At 68.5% G+C, this 15,728-nt stretch carries 19 protein-coding genes; 10 read left to right on the top strand and 9 right to left on the bottom strand.

What is annotated here, in order from left to right; translation table 11 throughout:
* Positions 1 to 105: 105 nt before the first annotated feature.
* A complete protein-coding gene (locus N5D91_RS05665) occupies positions 106 to 804 on the bottom strand; it encodes an RNA pseudouridine synthase (RefSeq protein WP_110713102.1) in 699 nt (232 codons plus the stop codon).
* Between the two features lie 47 nt (positions 805 to 851).
* A complete protein-coding gene (locus N5D91_RS05660; protein ID WP_005414217.1) occupies positions 852 to 1,352 on the bottom strand; it encodes a M48 family metallopeptidase in 501 nt (166 codons plus the stop codon).
* 63 nt (positions 1,353 to 1,415) lie between these two features.
* Here N5D91_RS05660 and N5D91_RS05655 point away from each other — a divergent pair, with 63 nt between their 5' ends.
* Both N5D91_RS05655 and N5D91_RS05650 read left to right on the top strand, forming a co-directional pair.
* Positions 1,416 to 1,973 carry a DUF2058 domain-containing protein gene (locus N5D91_RS05655; protein ID WP_110713100.1) on the top strand — a complete coding sequence of 186 codons (558 nt, stop codon included), beginning with the start codon at positions 1,416 to 1,418 and terminating at the stop codon, positions 1,971 to 1,973.
* 170 nt (positions 1,974 to 2,143) lie between these two features.
* Entirely contained in the window at positions 2,144 to 2,410 is a 267-nt protein-coding gene (locus N5D91_RS05650; RefSeq protein ID WP_110714363.1) for a DksA/TraR family C4-type zinc finger protein, read from the top strand.
* A 635-nt stretch (positions 2,411 to 3,045) separates the two neighbouring features.
* Here the strand turns inward: N5D91_RS05650 and N5D91_RS05645 are convergent.
* Both N5D91_RS05645 and N5D91_RS05640 read right to left on the bottom strand, forming a co-directional pair.
* Positions 3,046 to 3,639: a mechanosensitive ion channel family protein gene (locus N5D91_RS05645; RefSeq protein WP_080291803.1), complete on the bottom strand. Its 594-nt coding sequence runs from the start codon at positions 3,637 to 3,639 to the stop codon at positions 3,046 to 3,048.
* 35 nt (positions 3,640 to 3,674) lie between these two features.
* Complete coding sequence (locus tag N5D91_RS05640) at positions 3,675 to 3,854, bottom strand: hypothetical protein (protein WP_110713099.1); 180 nt, start codon at positions 3,852 to 3,854, stop codon at positions 3,675 to 3,677.
* Between the two features lie 124 nt (positions 3,855 to 3,978).
* Between N5D91_RS05640 and N5D91_RS05635 the strand changes: the two genes are divergently transcribed.
* Genes N5D91_RS05635 through N5D91_RS05625 form a run of 3 tightly spaced genes read left to right on the top strand, consistent with a single transcriptional unit; the run spans position 3,979 to position 5,980 of the window.
* Positions 3,979 to 4,557, top strand: a complete 579-nt coding sequence (locus N5D91_RS05635; RefSeq protein ID WP_012511790.1) for an RNA polymerase sigma factor — start codon at positions 3,979 to 3,981, stop codon at positions 4,555 to 4,557.
* Positions 4,554 to 5,087 carry a hypothetical protein gene (locus N5D91_RS05630; protein WP_110713098.1) on the top strand — a complete coding sequence of 178 codons (534 nt, stop codon included), beginning with the start codon at positions 4,554 to 4,556 and terminating at the stop codon, positions 5,085 to 5,087. Before N5D91_RS05635 ends, N5D91_RS05630 begins: the two co-directional genes overlap by 4 nt.
* Positions 5,088 to 5,098: 11 nt before the next feature.
* On the top strand, positions 5,099 to 5,980 hold the full coding sequence (locus N5D91_RS05625; RefSeq protein ID WP_110713096.1) for a DUF4097 family beta strand repeat-containing protein: 882 nt from the start codon (positions 5,099 to 5,101) through the stop codon (positions 5,978 to 5,980).
* Positions 5,981 to 6,029: 49 nt separating this feature from the next.
* Here the strand turns inward: N5D91_RS05625 and N5D91_RS05620 are convergent, their stop codons facing one another.
* The 3 genes from N5D91_RS05620 to N5D91_RS05610 all read right to left on the bottom strand — a co-directional run bounded on the left by N5D91_RS05620 (position 6,030) and on the right by N5D91_RS05610 (position 8,108).
* Positions 6,030 to 6,212: a hypothetical protein gene (locus tag N5D91_RS05620; protein ID WP_005410566.1), complete on the bottom strand. Its 183-nt coding sequence runs from the start codon at positions 6,210 to 6,212 to the stop codon at positions 6,030 to 6,032.
* Positions 6,213 to 6,223: 11 nt separating this feature from the next.
* Positions 6,224 to 6,517 (bottom strand): YkgJ family cysteine cluster protein, encoded by a 294-nt coding sequence (locus tag N5D91_RS05615; RefSeq protein ID WP_110714362.1) that lies wholly within the window; start codon positions 6,515 to 6,517, stop codon positions 6,224 to 6,226.
* A gap of 229 nt (positions 6,518 to 6,746) precedes the next feature.
* A complete protein-coding gene (locus tag N5D91_RS05610; protein WP_110713094.1) occupies positions 6,747 to 8,108 on the bottom strand; it encodes an Hsp70 family protein in 1,362 nt (453 codons plus the stop codon).
* A gap of 182 nt (positions 8,109 to 8,290) precedes the next feature.
* Here N5D91_RS05610 and N5D91_RS05605 point away from each other — a divergent pair, with 182 nt between their 5' ends.
* Positions 8,291 to 8,626: a zinc ribbon domain-containing protein YjdM gene (locus N5D91_RS05605; protein ID WP_088026733.1), complete on the top strand. Its 336-nt coding sequence runs from the start codon at positions 8,291 to 8,293 to the stop codon at positions 8,624 to 8,626.
* A gap of 6 nt (positions 8,627 to 8,632) precedes the next feature.
* Here the strand turns inward: N5D91_RS05605 and N5D91_RS05600 are convergent, their stop codons facing one another.
* Entirely contained in the window at positions 8,633 to 9,787 is a 1,155-nt protein-coding gene (locus N5D91_RS05600; protein ID WP_164162057.1) for a tetratricopeptide repeat protein, read from the bottom strand.
* 228 nt (positions 9,788 to 10,015) lie between these two features.
* Here N5D91_RS05600 and N5D91_RS05595 point away from each other — a divergent pair, with 228 nt between their 5' ends.
* The 4 genes from N5D91_RS05595 (at position 10,016) to N5D91_RS05580 (ending at position 12,880) form a co-directional block, all read left to right on the top strand.
* Positions 10,016 to 10,618 (top strand): hypothetical protein, encoded by a 603-nt coding sequence (locus N5D91_RS05595; protein WP_110713091.1) that lies wholly within the window; start codon positions 10,016 to 10,018, stop codon positions 10,616 to 10,618.
* Between the two features lie 49 nt (positions 10,619 to 10,667).
* A complete protein-coding gene (locus tag N5D91_RS05590; RefSeq protein ID WP_239496493.1) occupies positions 10,668 to 10,841 on the top strand; it encodes an oxidoreductase-like domain-containing protein in 174 nt (57 codons plus the stop codon).
* Positions 10,838 to 11,455: a DUF998 domain-containing protein gene (locus tag N5D91_RS05585; protein ID WP_110713090.1), complete on the top strand. Its 618-nt coding sequence runs from the start codon at positions 10,838 to 10,840 to the stop codon at positions 11,453 to 11,455. The genes N5D91_RS05590 and N5D91_RS05585 overlap by 4 nt, the downstream gene beginning before the upstream one ends.
* 78 nt (positions 11,456 to 11,533) lie before the next feature.
* Positions 11,534 to 12,880 carry an AcvB/VirJ family lysyl-phosphatidylglycerol hydrolase gene (locus tag N5D91_RS05580; RefSeq protein ID WP_275425333.1) on the top strand — a complete coding sequence of 449 codons (1,347 nt, stop codon included), beginning with the start codon at positions 11,534 to 11,536 and terminating at the stop codon, positions 12,878 to 12,880.
* 125 nt (positions 12,881 to 13,005) lie between these two features.
* Here the strand turns inward: N5D91_RS05580 and mprF are convergent, their stop codons facing one another.
* Entirely contained in the window at positions 13,006 to 15,570 is a 2,565-nt protein-coding gene (gene mprF / locus N5D91_RS05575) for a bifunctional lysylphosphatidylglycerol flippase/synthetase MprF (protein WP_110713086.1), read from the bottom strand.
* Positions 15,571 to 15,728: the final 158 nt, after the last annotated feature.

The raw sequence follows: 15,728 nt of genomic DNA, 5'->3' as shown, positions 1-15,728 counted from the left end.
ATGCGTGGATGGGGTCAGAGCCCTTTCCCGCGGAAAGGGATCCGACCCCGAGGGTTTAAGGATCAGACCCCTTGTCGCAGGCAAGGGCTCTGACCCTGGACGGCCTCAGAAGCGCTCGTCGCTGCCCAGGTAGCGCCACTGCCCCGGCGGCAGCGGCCCCAGCGCCACGCGCCCGATGCGCAGGCGGCGCACGGCCGTGACCTGCAGGCCGGCGGCGGTGACCGCCACGCGCAGGCCTTTGGCAGTCAGCCCCTTGCCGGCGAAGCGCAGGCGCTGCTCGCTCTGCCAGCTGACCTTGGCGCCGCCCGATTCCTGCTGCAGCCGCGCCATCAGCCACGGGCCGCGCTCGGGACCGCCTTCGGCCACTTCGATCAGGTATTCCTGCTCGGTGCGGCCCAGATTGCGTTGCAGGTGAGCCAGCGTGGCCGGATCCTGGCTGACCACCACCAGACCGCTGTCGCTGGCCGGAAGCGAGGCGGCCAGCTGCAGGCCGTGGAAGTGACGCTGCAGTGGACGGATGTCGCTGGCATCAAGTTCGCTGCGGCTGTCACTGCTGACCAGGGCACACAGGGTTTCGGCGGCGACACCGGCCGGCTTGTGCAGCAGCATGCTGACCCGCTCGGCCTTTTCATCGCTGGCCTGGTCGGCCACCACGATCACCGCGTTGTCATCGACCGGGCGCTGAGGCTGTTCCACCACATCGCCGTTGACCGTGACCCAGCCGCCTTCGATGTAGCGCCGCGCTTCACCGCGCGGGATGCCGAGCAGGGCGGACAGGCGTTTGTCGAGACGGATCGGTTCCATGGCGGGCAGGTCGGGCAGGGGGCGCGCAGTGTAGCTGCTGCGGCCGGTCAGCGCTGGCCGCGGTTGGCCAGCTCGGTCAGGTACAGGCGGGTATCGAATTCCAGCTGCAGGTACTCCGGCTCCATGTGCTGGCACAGCTGGTAGAAGGCCTTGTTGTGGTCGGCTTCCTTCAGGTGGGCCAGCTCATGCACCACGATCATGCGCAGGAACGCCGCTGGCGCTTGGCGGAACACGGTGGCGATGCGGATCTCGCGGCTGGCCTTGAGGCGGCCGCCGTGCACGCGGGAGATGGCGGTATGGGTGCCCAGCGCGTGCTTGATCACTTCCAGCGTGTTGTCGTAGCAGACCTTGTTGAGCGGCACCGACTTGCGCAGGTAGCGGTCCTTCAGCTCCTGGGTGTAGTCGTACAGCTGGCGGTCGCTGCGCACCTCGTGCGGGTCGGGGTAGCGTTGTTGCAGCCAGGGGCCAAGCTTGCCCTGCGCCAGCAGTTCGCTGACCTGGGCGACCAGGGGTTCGGGATAGCCGGTGAGGTACTTCAGGACTGCCATGCAGGGGCGGCGGGGCGTCGGTAGAATGGGGACATCCAAGATTACACGCGGTACGCATCGACCATGGCAAAGCCCAACGCGCTGCAGGAACAATTGCTCAAGGCCGGCCTGGCCAAGAAGTCGCAGGCCAGCGCCGCCGCGAGCGCGCAGGCCAAGGCCCGCCAGGGCAAGGCCGAATCGACCTCGGCCGAGGTCCAGCGCGAGGCTGAACGGGCCCGCGCTGAGAAGGTCGAGCGCGACCGTGCGCTGGCCGCCGAGCGCAACGCCCAGGCCAGGCAGGCTGAACAGAAAGCGCAGGCCAAGCAGATCATCACCGCCCATGCCGTGCCCCACAAGGGCGACGACGAGTACCGCTTCAGCGATGGCGCGGCGATCCGCACCCTGCTGATCGACCCCAAGCTGCGCAAGGCGCTGTCGGTGGGCGTGCTGGTCATCGTTGCCCACGGCGAGGGCTACGCCCTGCTGCCGCGTGCCGCTGCCGAAAAGGTGCGTGAGCGCGCCCCGGAGGCGATCATCGTCGACCACGGCCAGCCGGGCTCGACCGCCGAGATCTCCACCGGCAATGCCGAGGACGACGCCTACTACGCGCAGTTCCAGGTGCCGGACGACCTGGTCTGGTAAGCAAAAAGGGGACGGAGGGGATTAAGCCGCAATCGGCCTGATCGGATCCGTCCACTTCCTGCTCGGCTTGCTGAAGGCTTGCCGGGCATGGCTCGGCTCAACCCAGGTCTGCTCCTTTGGGCGCGGGTGTATCGTCCCCATATCAGGCGACACACCTGCGGAGGATGGCCATGGCCACCGGTTGGGCGGGAGACAGCGCGGTCCAGGACCAGATCGACGCCACCGTCGACGATGCGATCGCCCGCGCGCGGCGCCAGCTGCGCGAGGGCCCGGGTCTGGAACACTGTGAGGAATGCGACGCGCCGATCCCGTTGGCGCGGCGTCAGGCCGTGCCCGGGGTACGGCTGTGCGTGGCGTGCCAGCAGGCGCATGACGATGAGGCGCAGGCGCATGCCGGCTACAACCGGCGTGGCAGCAAGGACAGCCAGTTGAGGTAAAGGTTGTTCGGCAGGGCTGCGCCCTGCACCCGCCGAGGCCTTCAAGCCAAGGCAACTTCAACGTCAAAAGCGGGCATTCCGTAGGTAGGCGGGACGGTGTGGGTAGGCAGGACACGCCGTAAACCCCCCTCCGGGGTCCGGCCCAGCCGCTGGCGGCTGGGCGTTCGGGCGCTTGCGAAGCAGTGCTTCGCAAGCAAAGCGCCCTCACCCATGGGGGCTCGATGGCGCCATCCATGGCGCCAACGGTCCTGCCTACCCACACCGTCCCGCCTCTGACAGATTCCCGCGGCTGTTGGTAGGTGTCGATCTTGGTCGACACATCTGTCAGATATCGAATGAGTCATCCACGCATGGCGTGGATCTACCGTGTCGACCCAGGTCGACACCCACCAGGGCAACGCGTCGTTCCGACAGCTCGCGGAAATCTGTCGAAGGCGGGGTGGGTCCGGTGGCGGGAGTGTCCGCGGCATGGATGCCGCGGCCAAGCCCCCATGGACGGGTTTACGGCGTCTCCCGCCACCGGATCCATCCCGCCAACCCACGGAATGCCGGCTTTTGTTTTCGCCTTTGCTGTTGCTGGTGCTGTTGCTCCAGCTCATAGCGGGTGCAGGGCGCAGCCCTGCCGAAAACCACCCTCAGCCGTCGCCCTGGATGCCGCCGGGGGCCTGCGCCGGGTCACGCCAGCGGCGCACCGTGCGCTGGAAGAACAGGTTGTTCGGCAGCTGCAGCACCGTGCCCTCGTGGCCGTCGCCGGTCTCCTGCAGCGTGGTGTAGATCAGGTTCACGTCGATCACCCGGCCCTTCAGGCCAGGTTTCTCGCCGTTCTCCAGGACCTCGATGTAGTCGTGCAGGCGGAACGGACGGGTGGTGAAGATCAGCAGCGTGCAGAAGATGTTGGACAGCACGCTCCACGCCGCGAAGAAGGCCACCGCGCCCACGGCGGCGAAGCCGGTGAACGCGGTCCACAGTACCGAGGGCTTCGCGCCGAGCAGGCTGAGGATGTACAGCAGGGCACTGAAATAGACCACGAAACTGGTGATCCGGCGTGCGCCCATCACCATTTCAGGCGGCAGCGTGTAGTGCTCGGCAAAGCGGCGGATCAGGCGACGGGCGAGCACGCGCAGGAGCCATGCGACCAGCAGCACCAGTACGATCTGCAGGGCGACGCCCGCGTAGTTCAACCACGGGTGGGTCCAGGCGGGCAGGTGATCCTTCAGCGACAACATCATGGGGCGAAAACAGGTGGCGGGGACGGCCCCCGATGTTACCCGGCGCGTGCGGGGGATTCGACCGCCGGTGTCCAGGCCAGGCAGACCAGCTCCTGGCGGTGCTGTTGCAGGCAGGCGCGGCCGTTGTCGGGGCGCAGCTGCAGTGACAGGCCCAGTGCCTGCAGCACGACGCAGGCGGCGATCACCAGCAGGGCGGCGCAGGATGGGCTGGACATGGGGGACTCCCCTACGGCGTTTTTGCGAAGGACCTTTCATGGATGCAGGGACGGTCGAAAAGGTTGCATTGCCCGACCTCGGATCGGCTCTAAACCTTTTCCCGGGTTGCCGCATCCAAGCGATATGCTCGACACCACCATGCCCGCGCCGCCTGCCGCCAACGACGCCGTCGACGAACCCGCTCTGGTGCGGGCGGCGGCCGCGGGCGACACCGCTGCCTACGAACTGCTGTACCGGCGCCACGCGCCGCGTGTATTCGCTGTGCTTTGGCGGTTGTGTGGCGGCCAGCAGGCACGTGCCGAGGATGCATTGCAGGAGGCCTTCCTGCAGGCGTGGAAAGCGCTGCCGGGGTTCCGCTTCGAGAGCAGCCTGTCGACCTGGCTGCACCGGCTGGGCGTCAACGCTGCGCTGATGGAGCTGCGCGGACGTGCTGCCGGGCAGGACCATGACAGTCTCGACGAGGTGGACGGAGGGTTGCAGGAACTAGCGGTGCATGATCGCTGCGCCGGCACCGAACGCGACCTCGAACGGGCGCTGTCGACGCTGCCACCACGGGCGCGTGCGGTACTGGTGCTGCACGACATCGAAGGCTGGAAACACCAGGAAATCGCCGAACAACTGCAGATGGCTGTCGGCAGTTCGAAGGCACAGTTGCATCGTGCGCGTGGCCTGTTGCGCGCACGGCTGGGAGACATGACATGAGTACACGCGAACACGATTCCGACCACGATCTGGCAGCCCGACTGCGCGCACTGCCACCCGAACGCAGCCTGCCCACCGATGGCTGGGCGCGCCTGTCGGCGCAGCTGCCGCCGCGTGGATCGCAGGAAGCACCCGTGCCACCGGGCAACGTGGTGGCCCTGCCTGCGCGTTCGCGGCACCGCTGGTGGTTGCCGGCTGGCGCTGCCCTGGCGGCCAGCCTCGCGCTCTACGCGGTGGCGCCGTGGCGCCATGCGCAGCCGGACGCGCCGGTGCCGTCTACCCTGCAGCTGCAGGCCGCAGCGATGACCGAGCAGTACCAGCAGGCCGTGGCCTCGTTGCCCCCAGGCCGGGCACCGGAATGGCAGCCGGCGCTGCACGAACTCGATGAAAGCGCGGCACAGATCCAGGCCGCACTTGCGCAGGATCCACGTGCGCCGCACCTGCTTGGCCAGCTCAAGCGCACCTATGCGCTGCGGCTGGAACTGACCCGGCAAGCGGCCTATGCCGCCGAGTCCGGCCTGACGACCTGAGGAGACCCCCGATGACACGAACCCTGATGACCTGCTGCGCCGCGCTGTTGCTGCTGCCGGCAGTGGCCCTGGCTGACACCCAGATCGACGAGCGCCACAACCTGGCCGCCGGTGGCCGCATCGAGCTGAGCAACGTGGCTGGCAAGGTGACCGTGCGTGGCTGGGACCGCAACGATGTGCAGCTGACCGGCACGCTCAGCGATGGCCTGCAGCTGCGCCAGGAGAAGAGCGCCAACCGCGTGCGCTGGGAGATCGAATACCCGCGCCGCAACAACAACGGTGGGGCCACGCTGGTGCTGAACGTGCCGCGCTCGGTGGAACTGCTGCTGAGCACGGTCAGCGCGAACCAGGACATCAGCGGCATCGATGTGCGACGGCTCCAGGCCGACTCGGTCAGCGGCAGCCTGAGCGCCGCCGGACGCAGTGGTGACAGCAAGCTCAACACGGTCAGCGGCAGCGTCAGCGCACGCCTGCAGACGCCGAAGCTGGATGTGAACACGGTCAGTGGCCGCATCGAGGCCGGCGGCGGCGTGTCCGGCGATATCGGTGCACAGACGGTGTCGGGCCGAGTCGAGGTCGACGCCGGGCGCGTGCAACGGCTGGCGGTGGAAACCGTATCGGGCAGTATCGACCTGTCCGCGGCCGGGCTGGCGCCGGGGGGCCGCATCAATGTCGAATCGGTGAGTGCGTCGGTCACGCTGAGCCTGCCGCGCACGGTGTCGGCGCAGCTGTCAGTGAACAGCTTCAGCGGGTCGATCAACAGCGATGCCGGGCAGGTGGAGCGGCCGCGCTATGGGCCGGGCAGCAACCTCGATACGCGGCTGGGCGGCGGCGACGGTGACATCCGCATCCAGTCGCACTCGGGCAGCGTGCGGGTGCGCCTGGATCGCTGAGCACGATCCGGCAGGCCGCGGCGGCAGCGCCGCCGCGGTCGGTGCTGGGTCAGCTGGCTTTCTTCAGCGCCCAGGTGGTGCCGAGGACTTCGATCTTGCCACCGGCCTTGCGGAACGCTGCCAGGTCCGAAGCGATCGAATCGCTGCTGACCACGGTGCTGGCGGCCGCGCCCTTGCGTTCGCTGCGGATGCTGTTGCTGGCCTTCGCGGGGGTCTTTGCCTTGCGGGGCATGGTTGCTCCTGTCAGGTGGAAGGGGAGGAAAGCGCCCAGGCGTCGGCCTGGCGCAGGTAGTCCTGCCGCTCGCGGCGGCAGTCATCGCCGCCCATCGAAAACTGGCGGCAGATCGCCGGGCGCTGCGAATAGATCGTGCAGCGCAGGTGATAGGGATCGATCGCCGCGCACCAGCCTTCCTCGTTGCGCGCCATCACGGCACGGCCGTGGGCGTCGCGGGCAAGGAACTGGCCAGGCACGTGGTCGCCGGGCTGCAGCAGCACGGGCAGCCGGCAACAGACCGCGTCACAACGGCGGCAGTCGATGGGTGCAGGTGCTGCGTCAGGTTGTAAGGCCACGGGGGCCTGGCGGGTGCCCAAAGCGGGTCTCGATGGCGGCTCAGGTGCTGCGCGGACCATGAACGAGCCAGGAAGGCATGGCCGCTAGGCCCGCAGGGCGGGCCAGGCTGTACCGTGGACACACACCGGCGTGGCCGGTGGAAGGTGCAGCGGGGTTCTAGCCGACCAAGAGTAACTTAGACCGCGTAACGTTTTGTTAATCCTGGCTGGCTGCCGCCAGCGCAAGGCCCTGGACCACGCCCAGCGAGGGCTCGCCGTGGACCATGCGGGCCCCCGGGAAGGCCTCGGCCACGGCTTGGCGCAGGTAACCGGCACGGGACATGCCGCCGGTCAGGAACACCGCGTCCGGGTCGCCGCCGATGTCGCTGCGGACCTGGGCAAGCAGTTCACGGATCTGCTCCAGGTAGCCATGGGCGGCGGCGGCCAGGCCGTCGGCGCTGCTGTCGGCATGCAGGTCGCGGGCGATGTAGTCCAGCGTGCTGCGGTGTTCGCCGGCGGCGCTGAGGGCGATCTTGGCGCGTTCGACGTCACGGTACAGGCGGGCGGTGTTGCCGGTGTCCTGCAGGGCCTGCAGGCGTGCGCCCCACGGGTCGTCGACGTGATCGTATTTGTGCTGGCGGAAGTCGCGCTGGCGCGTCATGTCCTGCACGGTGGCGGCTTCCACATAGTGGTGGGCGGGCACGCGGGTGACGCCGCGGCCGAACAGCGGCATGTAGCTGGACAGGCTCAGCGCCAGATCGATGTCGGTACCGCCGCGGGCGATACCCCAGGCGCGATGGATACGCGGGGCGTCGTCGCCGCCGACTTCGGCATGCGCGATGTCGGTGGTGCCGCCGCCGATGTCGACGATCACGGCCTGGTGCCGCTCGCGGCTTTCGGCGTGGTAATGCATGGCCGCCGCGGCCGGTTCCTCGAGGAAATCAATCTGGTCGAAACCGGCCTGGGTGGCGGCTTCTCGCAGGATGTCCAGCGCCTGGTCGTTGCCGGCCGCGCCGATCGAGCTGCGGAACTGCACCGGGCGGCCGAGCAGGGCGGCACGCAGCGGCTGGCCAAGCTGGGCGCTGGCGGTCAGGCGGATGTGCTCGAGGATGTGCGCGGCGATGCCGGTGATGGTCTGCTTCGCGCGCGGGTGCAGGTTGTAGCCCAGCATCGACTTCGGGCTCTGCACCAGGTTGCCTTCGTGTTCCTCGAAATAGGCTTCCAGCGCGTCGTCGCCGTAGACCGCGTTCTGCAGCAGGTCACTGGCGCTGCGCTCCTTGCCTGCGCGGGCTTCCATCCATTCCCGGCGCAGTGCGCGCAGGGCCTCGCGGCGCAGCGCCTGCGGCGTGCGTTCCTGGCCGGCGGCGCGGGCCGCGCGCGCGGCGCTGTCGATCATCTGCTGCAGCTCGTGTTCCTGGCCGGCGTCGAGCTGGAAGTCGTCCGGGTCGGGCACCACGCCGGGGAAGTACACGCTGGTGCGGAACTGCTCGGCGTCGCCGAAGCGGATCGGCAGCAGTTTCCCCTCATGCACGATGGCGGCGGCGGAGTTGCTGGTACCGAAGTCGATGCCGAGGCGCATGGGGGGTTCCGGGGGCGATCAGGGGCCGCGCACTCTGCTGCAGTTCGTCGCCGACTGCAAGTTCCCGTCGCTTGCCGGTGTGGAACGCGTCAAGGAGTTTCCCGGGCACCACCCCCGAAAAGAGGGGGGAAGGGCTGGGCGGTTACAATGGCCGCTGTTGATTCACTTTGAGGTACTTGCTGATGTCTTCTGTTCCCGCCTGCCCGCAGTGCACCCTGGAAAACACCTATGCCGATGGCGCGCTGTGGATCTGCGCCGACTGCGGTTTCGAATGGACCGCCGAGGAAAGCGCCGGTTCCACCCTGGTCGTGCGTGACAGCAACGGCAACACCCTGCAGACCGGCGACACCGTCACCGTGATCAAGGACCTGAAGGTCAAGGGCTCCTCGATCCCGCTCAAGCAGGGCACCGTGATCCGCAACATCCGCCTGGTCGAGGACGATGCCGAGCACATCGAAGGCAACTCGGACAAGATCAAGGGCCTGGTCCTGAAGACCTGCTTCCTCAAGAAGGCCTGATCGCCTTCAGCGCTTGGCCTGCTGCTGCGCACGCCAGCGGGCCAGGCTGTCCAGCTTGGCCTGGTAGCGCGCCTGCTCCGGCGCGCCACCCAGTTCCTGTGCACGCAGCAGTTCGCGATCGGCGCGCTTGAGCTGGCCCGCCAGGAAATAGACCCGCGCCAGCCCGAAGTGGAACTGATGCGCGGTGTCGTACAGGCGCACGGCCTGCCGGTAATAGCGGATCGCCGCATCCAGCTGGCCAGCGCGTTCGGCCTTGGCGCCGAACATGTACTGCGCGAACGGGTCTTCGCGCTGCACCGACTTCAACCGGCGCTCAAGTGACTGCGCCTGCGCGGTCAATCCCAGGCTGCGGAACAGCGCGGAGGCATTGGTCAGTGCGGCATCCTGGCGGCTGTCCAGCTGCAGCGATCGTTCCAGTGCCTGCCGCGCCGCCTCATTGTTGCCTTCGCGGTGGTCGAGCACGCCGAGGTTGTTCCACACCGGAGCGAACCCGCTGTCCTGGGCCAGGGAAGCGTTGAAGAATGCACGAGCGCCGCCGAAATCACCGTCGGCGAGGCGCTCCGCGCCCCGGTTGTTGTAGAAGTGCGCCAACGCCCGCGCACGGCTGACGGGAACCGGGCCGCGGCGGTCATAGAGCACATTGCGATCCAGATCGACGGTACCGAAACGCCCACCGACGTCGACACCGGCGTTGACGTGGCCGACGCTGTAGACCACGCCCGCGTCCTGGTCCTGGTACCAGGACACGACCTGCCCGACTTCCTGCACGCGGGCCTGGATGCCAGCCTCCCGCGCAAGCGTCACGAACAGCAGGGTGAAGGCCAGGCAGTTGGCGCGGCGGTGCTGCCAGATATCGCTGACGGTGTAGGTCGCATTGGCGTCGTACTGCAGGTCCAGCCCGTGCTGATCGAAGATCATCTCCACGAGCGCCTGCAGCCGCTGGCCGCGTGAGTAGCTGCGCTGGATCACCTGCTTCTGGAGCATCGTGCGCAGGTCCGCCGGAATGGCGAACACTTCTTCCGGGGTCGGCACGCGTGCGGCCGACACGGTGATGGTCGGGGTCGTCACCACATCGGCGGGCGGTGCCTGGCCTGCGCCGAAGGCGGGAGCACAGAAGGCCAGCAGCGAAAGGGTGAGGCAGTGGGCGGCAGGACGGTACATGACGGTTCCCGGCAGCGGCGGGCGCTCCCGCCTGTGGCGAGTGTATGCCCATGGATGTCCGGCTGCAGCGACCGCTGGTCGGCGCCGTGTTCATCCACAACCGGTGTGGACCAGCGCTCGACAAAGCTGTGGACAACCGCGCCCAGGCCCCGCCCGGCAAGTGTTGTGAGGGCGTGGTGAAAAAATCACCGGCTTGCCGGGCGTCGGCGCAGACGGGATGATCCGGGTATGGACTTCTCTCCGCTGACGCTTGCACCGGCGCAGTGGCAGGCGCTGCAGGACAGTTACGCATCGCCGCCGCGGGCCTACCACCACTTCGGCCACGTGCGCGCGGTGCTGCAGCATTGCCAGGAGGTGGCTGACGGGCCGGGTTGGCAGCAGCCGGCCGAAGTCTATCTGGCCGTGCTCTACCACGACGCGATCTACGAGGCGGGGCGCAAGGACAACGAGGCGCGTTCGGCAGCGCTCGCCGTGCAGGCGATCGCACAGGCACCGGAGCTTGCCGGTGTCGATGCCGCCCGCGTGGAGCAGTTGATCCTGCTGACCGCGCGCCATGGCGCGCTCGGGCCGGACGACGTGGATGCCGAGGCGGCGCTGTTCCTGGACTGCGACATGGCGATCCTGGCCGCGCCGGAAGCCGTGTTCGCCGCCTATGACCGTGGCGTGGCCGAAGAATACAAGGGTGTGGTGCCGGGCTTCCTGTACCGTGCCGGCCGTCGCCGTTTCCTGCAGGGCCTGCTGCGCGCACCGCGGATCTTCCTCAGCGAGTTCTTCCACCAACGTCTGGATGCGGCCGCGCGCGATAACCTGCGCCGTCAGCTGGGCCGCTGAGCCAGCCCGGTACACTGGCAGCTGTTTCCACCGACTGTCGCTTCCAACCGTGTCCGTCCCTGATCCCGATCCCCGCCCGCAGCCGCCGGAAGAGCCTGGCCCCAACGAATGCTGCGGCAGCGGCTGCCCCCTGTGCGTGCTTGACCTGTATGCCGACGAGCTGCAGCGCTATCGCAAGGCGCTGGCCGAGTGGAAGACACGGCATCCGGAGGCGACGCCATGAGCCGCGCGCGTCCGGCGGCGATGCTGGCGTTGGTTGCGCTGCTGCTGTTCCTGGCCACCGCGCTATGGACCCAGTTCGCCCGCACCGACCTGGACTGGGTGCGGGCGACCTTGAGCCTGTACCTGCACGGGCCGTGGGGGCTGGCGTTGCGCGCGGCCTATTGCCTGCTGGCACTGGCCATCGCGGTGCTTGGCATCGCGCTGTACCGCAGCAGCACCGGCCCGCGACGCAGTGCGGCGGCGCCGCTGTTGTTCACGGTTTCCGCGCTGGGCCTGGCGACGGTTGCCATCGGCGACAGCTGGCTGCCCGAAGCAACCCCGCTGCTGGCACCGTTCATCCATGGGCTGGCGGCCAACACCGCGTTCCTGTGCGCCAGCGTCGGCATGCTGCTGCAGGCCTGGTACCTGCGCCGCGAGCCGGGCTGGCAGTCCGCCGCCGGCCTGCTCTGGGCCTGGGCCTGGCTGGCGTTCGTGCTGCTGTGGCTGCATGTGCTGTGGCGCGCTGGTCCGCCCCGCGGGCTGGGCCAGAAGGCCGTGATCGTCGTGATCGTTGGCTGGCTGCTGTACCTGGCGCTGGCGCTGTACCGGCGCAGTCGGCGAACCACGGCCCACTGAATCCCCAACGGCCTGCGCCGGTACGTGCCGTGCACGCGGCGGCGGCGTATCGTGTGCGCATTCCATCGGGGATGCGATATGAAGCGTGCAGGGCTGGGCAGGGCAATGGGTGTGGTACTGGCGCTGGCCGCGCTGCCGGCAACGGCGGCCGTGACCCCGCAGCAGTTCAGCCATGGGCGGTTCGAGCAGATTCCGGTGCATATGCCGTCGGGAACGCCACAGCGGGTGGTGATCTGGTTCCATGAGCCCAGCGCCGGTGGCGACACCAGCCGCCTGCCGATCGAGGCCCTGCGTGCCGACGGCGCCATGGTTGCCGCGGTGGACATCGCGCACCTGCGCGGGGTGCTCAAGCGCGAGGGTGACCCGACCTGCTCGTTCGGTTCCGGTGACGTCGAGAACTTCTCGCGCTGGCTGCAGGCATCCCTGCATCTGCCCGGCTACCACCTGCCGCTGGTGGGCGGTGATGGCGAAGGTGCCGAGATGGCCTATTCGCTCGCGGCCCAGGCCGACACCCAGGTGTTCGCTGGCCTGCTGACCACCGGCTTCTGCCCCGACCACAACCACGAGCGCATGGTCTGCGGCGATGGCGTGAAGCGCAACAAACTGCAACCCGCCGAGCTGAACTTCCCATGGTTGAGTGCAGCCGGTGATCACGGTTGCAAGGTGGGCGAGGCCAGCCGATTCGTGCAGCAGGTCGCGATGGCACGCGAGTTCAAGCGCACCGCGCGCGGTGATGCCTCGCCCGGCCTGGTGGCCGCGGCGCGGGTGATCGGCGCGCAGGCCGGCGTCAGCCTGGCACCGCCGCCGGCCGCGCTGAAGGGCCTGCCGGTGGTGGAAGTGCCGGCCACCGGCAACGGCGACACGCTGGCGGTATTCGTTTCCGGCGACGGTGGCTGGGCCGGCCTGGACAAGGACGTGGCGTCGTCGCTCAACGAGCACGGCGTGGCGGTGGTCGGCATCGACTCGCTGCGCTACTTCTGGAGCGAGCGCACGCCGAAGGGCTTCGCTGCTGACCTGCAGAAGATCATCGACCACTACCGCCAGCAGTGGCACCGCGACAAGGTGATGCTGATCGGTTTCTCGCAGGGCGCCGACGTGCTGCCGGCCACCATCAACCAGCTTGACGCTGGCACCCGTGAGGCGCTGGAGCGCATCGTGCTGCTGTCGGTAGGCAAGAAGGCCGACTTCGAGTTCCACGTCAGCAACTGGCTGGGTGGTGGCGGCGACGGCCTGCCGATCGCGCCGGAAGTGGCCAGACTCCCGGCCGGCAAGACCCTGTGCGTGTACGGCCAGGACGACGATGACGCGCTGTGCCCGGGCCTTCCGGCCAATGACGGCGTGCAGAAGGTGAAGCTGCCCGGCGACCACCACTTCAATGGTGATTACGACCGCTTGGCCGAAGTGATCCTCAAGGGCGGGGCGTAGCGCTTGGTAGACGCCGACCTTGGTCGGCGCTGGGGCTGAGGGCGCCTTGGGGATGAGCGTGTCGACCAAGGTCGACACCTACTGGGTGGTCGGTAGCGCCGGGCCATGCCCGGCGGTACGGGACGTCAATTCCGCCGCGGGTCCAGCGAGATCAGGCGCGTGGCATCCAGCAGCGCCGCCGGCAGGTGCATGCCCCCCGGTGCGGCCAGGTAGCGCGGTCGCCACTGCGGGTCGAACTTCGACTTGAAGCGGCGCAGGCCACTGAATCCATAGAAGCGTTCACCATGCCGCGCCAGCAGGCCGGCCAACCGGTTCCAGCGACCGGCCAGGCGATGCTGGGCAAGGCCGGACAGCGGCGCCATGCCCAGCGAGAAGCGCGCATAGCCCTGCGCGCGGCCCCACAGGAACAGTTCGATGAAAAGGAAGTCCATCGTGCCCTTCGGCGCCTCGTTGACGTGGCGCATCAGGTCCACCGACAGCTCGGCACCGGCCGGTGCCTGCCACAGGTTGGCGAACGCCACGATCTGGCTTTCGGCCTCGACCAGCGCCACCGGGAAGCGCACCAGGTAGTCCGGGTCGTAGCTGCCCAGCGAGAAGCCCTTTTCGTCGCCGGCCTTGTCCTCCAGCCAGGCATTGGAAATCGCATGCAGGCGCGGCAGCAGGCTGGGAATTTCTTCCACCTGTGCCACGCGGAACGACAGGCCGCTGCGCTTGCCGCGGTTCCAGGCCTGGCGCAGATCGGCACGTTCGCGGCCTTCCAGGCCGAAGTCGTGCAGCGGCACCATCGCCTCTTCGCCCAGCTTGACCAGCCCCAGTCCGAGGTCAAGGTAGGTCTGCCAGTAGGTCTCGCCGACCTGGTAGAACACCGGGCGCAGGCCGAGCCGGTCGGCTTCCTCGCGGAAGCGCCAGATCAATGCGCGGGCGACGTCCGGCGGGCCGACCGGATCGCCCATTGCGATCAGCGAGCCGCCATAGCGCTGCATCATCACGAAACCCAGCTTCGCTTCGTCGCGCAGTACGGCCTTGTCGGCGGTCAGCACCAGACAGGCCTGGGTGTCGGTGGCGCCGGCCAGCACCGGTGCCAGCGATTGCAGCGTGGCTTCATCGGCGGCCGGCAGCGGGCTGCGTGTGCTGTGCAGCAGCCGCGCCAGGCCGAACATCACCAGCGCGATGGCCACCACCAGCAAGGCACGCAGCGCGCGCGGCGCGTTGCCGGACACCGCGAATTCCCACCACAGCTCGTTCTGGTACTCGACGTGGCTGTAAGTGAAGAACAGCAGCCAGGTGACCGCGACCAGCACCAGCCCGAGGTTGCGCAGCCACGGCCACGACCAGGCTTCATCCAGCAGTGCGCCCTGGCGGTAGAACTCGCGGCGCGCGGCCCACAGCGCCATCGCCGCCAGCACTGCGGAAACTGCGATCAGCCATTGGCCACCACGCAGCCACAGCGGCAACGGGGTGACCACGCACACCGCCATCGCCAGCATCCACGCCGCATGGCTGCGCCGGGCCAGGCCCTGGCCGATCAGCAGCAGCGCGACACCGCTGAGGCTGCCGATCAGGTGCGAGGTTTCCAGGATCGGCAGCGAGGCGTTGACCAGGTGACGGCGCGGCGTCGGCAGCGTGCCGTCGATGACCAGCGCGGCGCCGATGCTGAACACCGCCAGCGCGATGATCTGCGGCAGCCACGGGCGCAGCGCGTTCCAGCCGGCGCGGGTTGCGCCGGCACTGGCCTGTAGCGGCTGACGCAGTGCCGGCGCGAGCGCGAGCAGCGTGGCCAGCACCAGCGGCAGCACGTAGTAGGTGACGCGGTAGATCAGTGCAGCCGCCAGCACCGCAGCCGGTGCCACCTGTGGCAACAGCTTCAACAGGCTCCATTCGAATACGCCCAGGCCCGCGGGAACCGTCGAGACCAGGCCGGCCAGCACTGCCACCAGGTACAGGCCGACGAAGCCCGGCAGGCCGGTCGGCGTGGAGTCCGGCAGCAGCACATAGAACGCGGCACTGGCCAGCACCAGTTCGATCACGCTGAGCACGGTGACACCGATCATGGTGCGGCGGTCGGGCAGCCACAACGCATGACCGAACACGCTGAACTGCCGTCCATCGCGGCCGACCAGCAGCACCGTGGCGAGGTAGGCGAGCAACGCGACGATGCCGACGATACGTACCGCATTGGGATCCAGCGGCAGCGCCAAGGCTGCGGCAGCCGGTTCCATGCACAGCGCCACACTGATCAGCAGCCATGCACCGAACACGAAGCCGAGCGTGCTCATCAGCACCACCTGGCCGATCTGCGCCAGGTCCAGGCCGGCGCTGCGGTAGCCACGCAGGCGCACTGCGCCTCCGGTCAATGCCGCAAAGCCCACGGTCTGGCCCAGCGTATGCGCAAGGAAGGCGGTGATGCCGATGCGCGCCGGATGCACGCGGATGCCGCTGCGTCGCAGGCCGATGGCATCAAAGCCGATCAGGCAGGCGTAGCTGGCCAGACCGAGCACCACGGTGAGCGCGATCTGGGTGGCACTGAGGTGGCGGAACGCCTGACGGATCGCGCGGTAGCCGTGCTCATCGAATTCACTGGCCAGGCCATGCAGGGCCAGCGAGAGGATCAGCAGGGGAACGACGATGGTGAGGACCCGCTTCCATGCCGGGGTGGAGGAAGCGGTGGCGGGGTCGGTGGCTGGTGTCATCGGCGCAAGGGTGCGTCAGGAGGGGCGAGTGCGGTGTCAACGCGGGCGTGGCGCATCGTGCGCCTGTCGCCGCCATTTGACCAGCGGGTGTGTCGGAGCCCGGTAGTGACGTGTCGTGCGGGGGCCCCGTGCACCCATCGTTGACCGGATTGGAGGAC

This window comes from Stenotrophomonas sp. GD03794 (assembly GCF_029842145.1).
GTDB lineage: Bacteria > Pseudomonadota > Gammaproteobacteria > Xanthomonadales > Xanthomonadaceae > Stenotrophomonas > Stenotrophomonas riyadhensis.
Note: the sequence above shows the minus strand (reverse complement) of the source record. Positions and strands in the feature narration are given on the sequence as shown.

Coding starts and splice junctions, on each gene's coding strand:
- N5D91_RS05585 (WP_110713090.1), top strand. CDS start 10,838: ATGAGCCGCGCGCGTCCGGCGGCGATGCTGGCGTTGGTTGCGCTGCTG.
- N5D91_RS05600 (WP_164162057.1), bottom strand. CDS start 9,787: ATGTACCGTCCTGCCGCCCACTGCCTCACCCTTTCGCTGCTGGCCTTC.
- mprF (WP_110713086.1), bottom strand. CDS start 15,570: ATGACACCAGCCACCGACCCCGCCACCGCTTCCTCCACCCCGGCATGG.
- N5D91_RS05635 (WP_012511790.1), top strand. CDS start 3,979: ATGCTCGACACCACCATGCCCGCGCCGCCTGCCGCCAACGACGCCGTC.
- N5D91_RS05660 (WP_005414217.1), bottom strand. CDS start 1,352: ATGGCAGTCCTGAAGTACCTCACCGGCTATCCCGAACCCCTGGTCGCC.
- N5D91_RS05645 (WP_080291803.1), bottom strand. CDS start 3,639: ATGATGTTGTCGCTGAAGGATCACCTGCCCGCCTGGACCCACCCGTGG.
- N5D91_RS05630 (WP_110713098.1), top strand. CDS start 4,554: ATGAGTACACGCGAACACGATTCCGACCACGATCTGGCAGCCCGACTG.
- N5D91_RS05655 (WP_110713100.1), top strand. CDS start 1,416: ATGGCAAAGCCCAACGCGCTGCAGGAACAATTGCTCAAGGCCGGCCTG.
- N5D91_RS05610 (WP_110713094.1), bottom strand. CDS start 8,108: ATGCGCCTCGGCATCGACTTCGGTACCAGCAACTCCGCCGCCGCCATC.
- N5D91_RS05665 (WP_110713102.1), bottom strand. CDS start 804: ATGGAACCGATCCGTCTCGACAAACGCCTGTCCGCCCTGCTCGGCATC.
- N5D91_RS05625 (WP_110713096.1), top strand. CDS start 5,099: ATGACACGAACCCTGATGACCTGCTGCGCCGCGCTGTTGCTGCTGCCG.
- N5D91_RS05640 (WP_110713099.1), bottom strand. CDS start 3,854: ATGTCCAGCCCATCCTGCGCCGCCCTGCTGGTGATCGCCGCCTGCGTC.
- N5D91_RS05650 (WP_110714363.1), top strand. CDS start 2,144: ATGGCCACCGGTTGGGCGGGAGACAGCGCGGTCCAGGACCAGATCGAC.
- N5D91_RS05620 (WP_005410566.1), bottom strand. CDS start 6,212: ATGCCCCGCAAGGCAAAGACCCCCGCGAAGGCCAGCAACAGCATCCGC.
- N5D91_RS05580 (WP_275425333.1), top strand. CDS start 11,534: ATGAAGCGTGCAGGGCTGGGCAGGGCAATGGGTGTGGTACTGGCGCTG.
- N5D91_RS05595 (WP_110713091.1), top strand. CDS start 10,016: ATGGACTTCTCTCCGCTGACGCTTGCACCGGCGCAGTGGCAGGCGCTG.
- N5D91_RS05605 (WP_088026733.1), top strand. CDS start 8,291: ATGTCTTCTGTTCCCGCCTGCCCGCAGTGCACCCTGGAAAACACCTAT.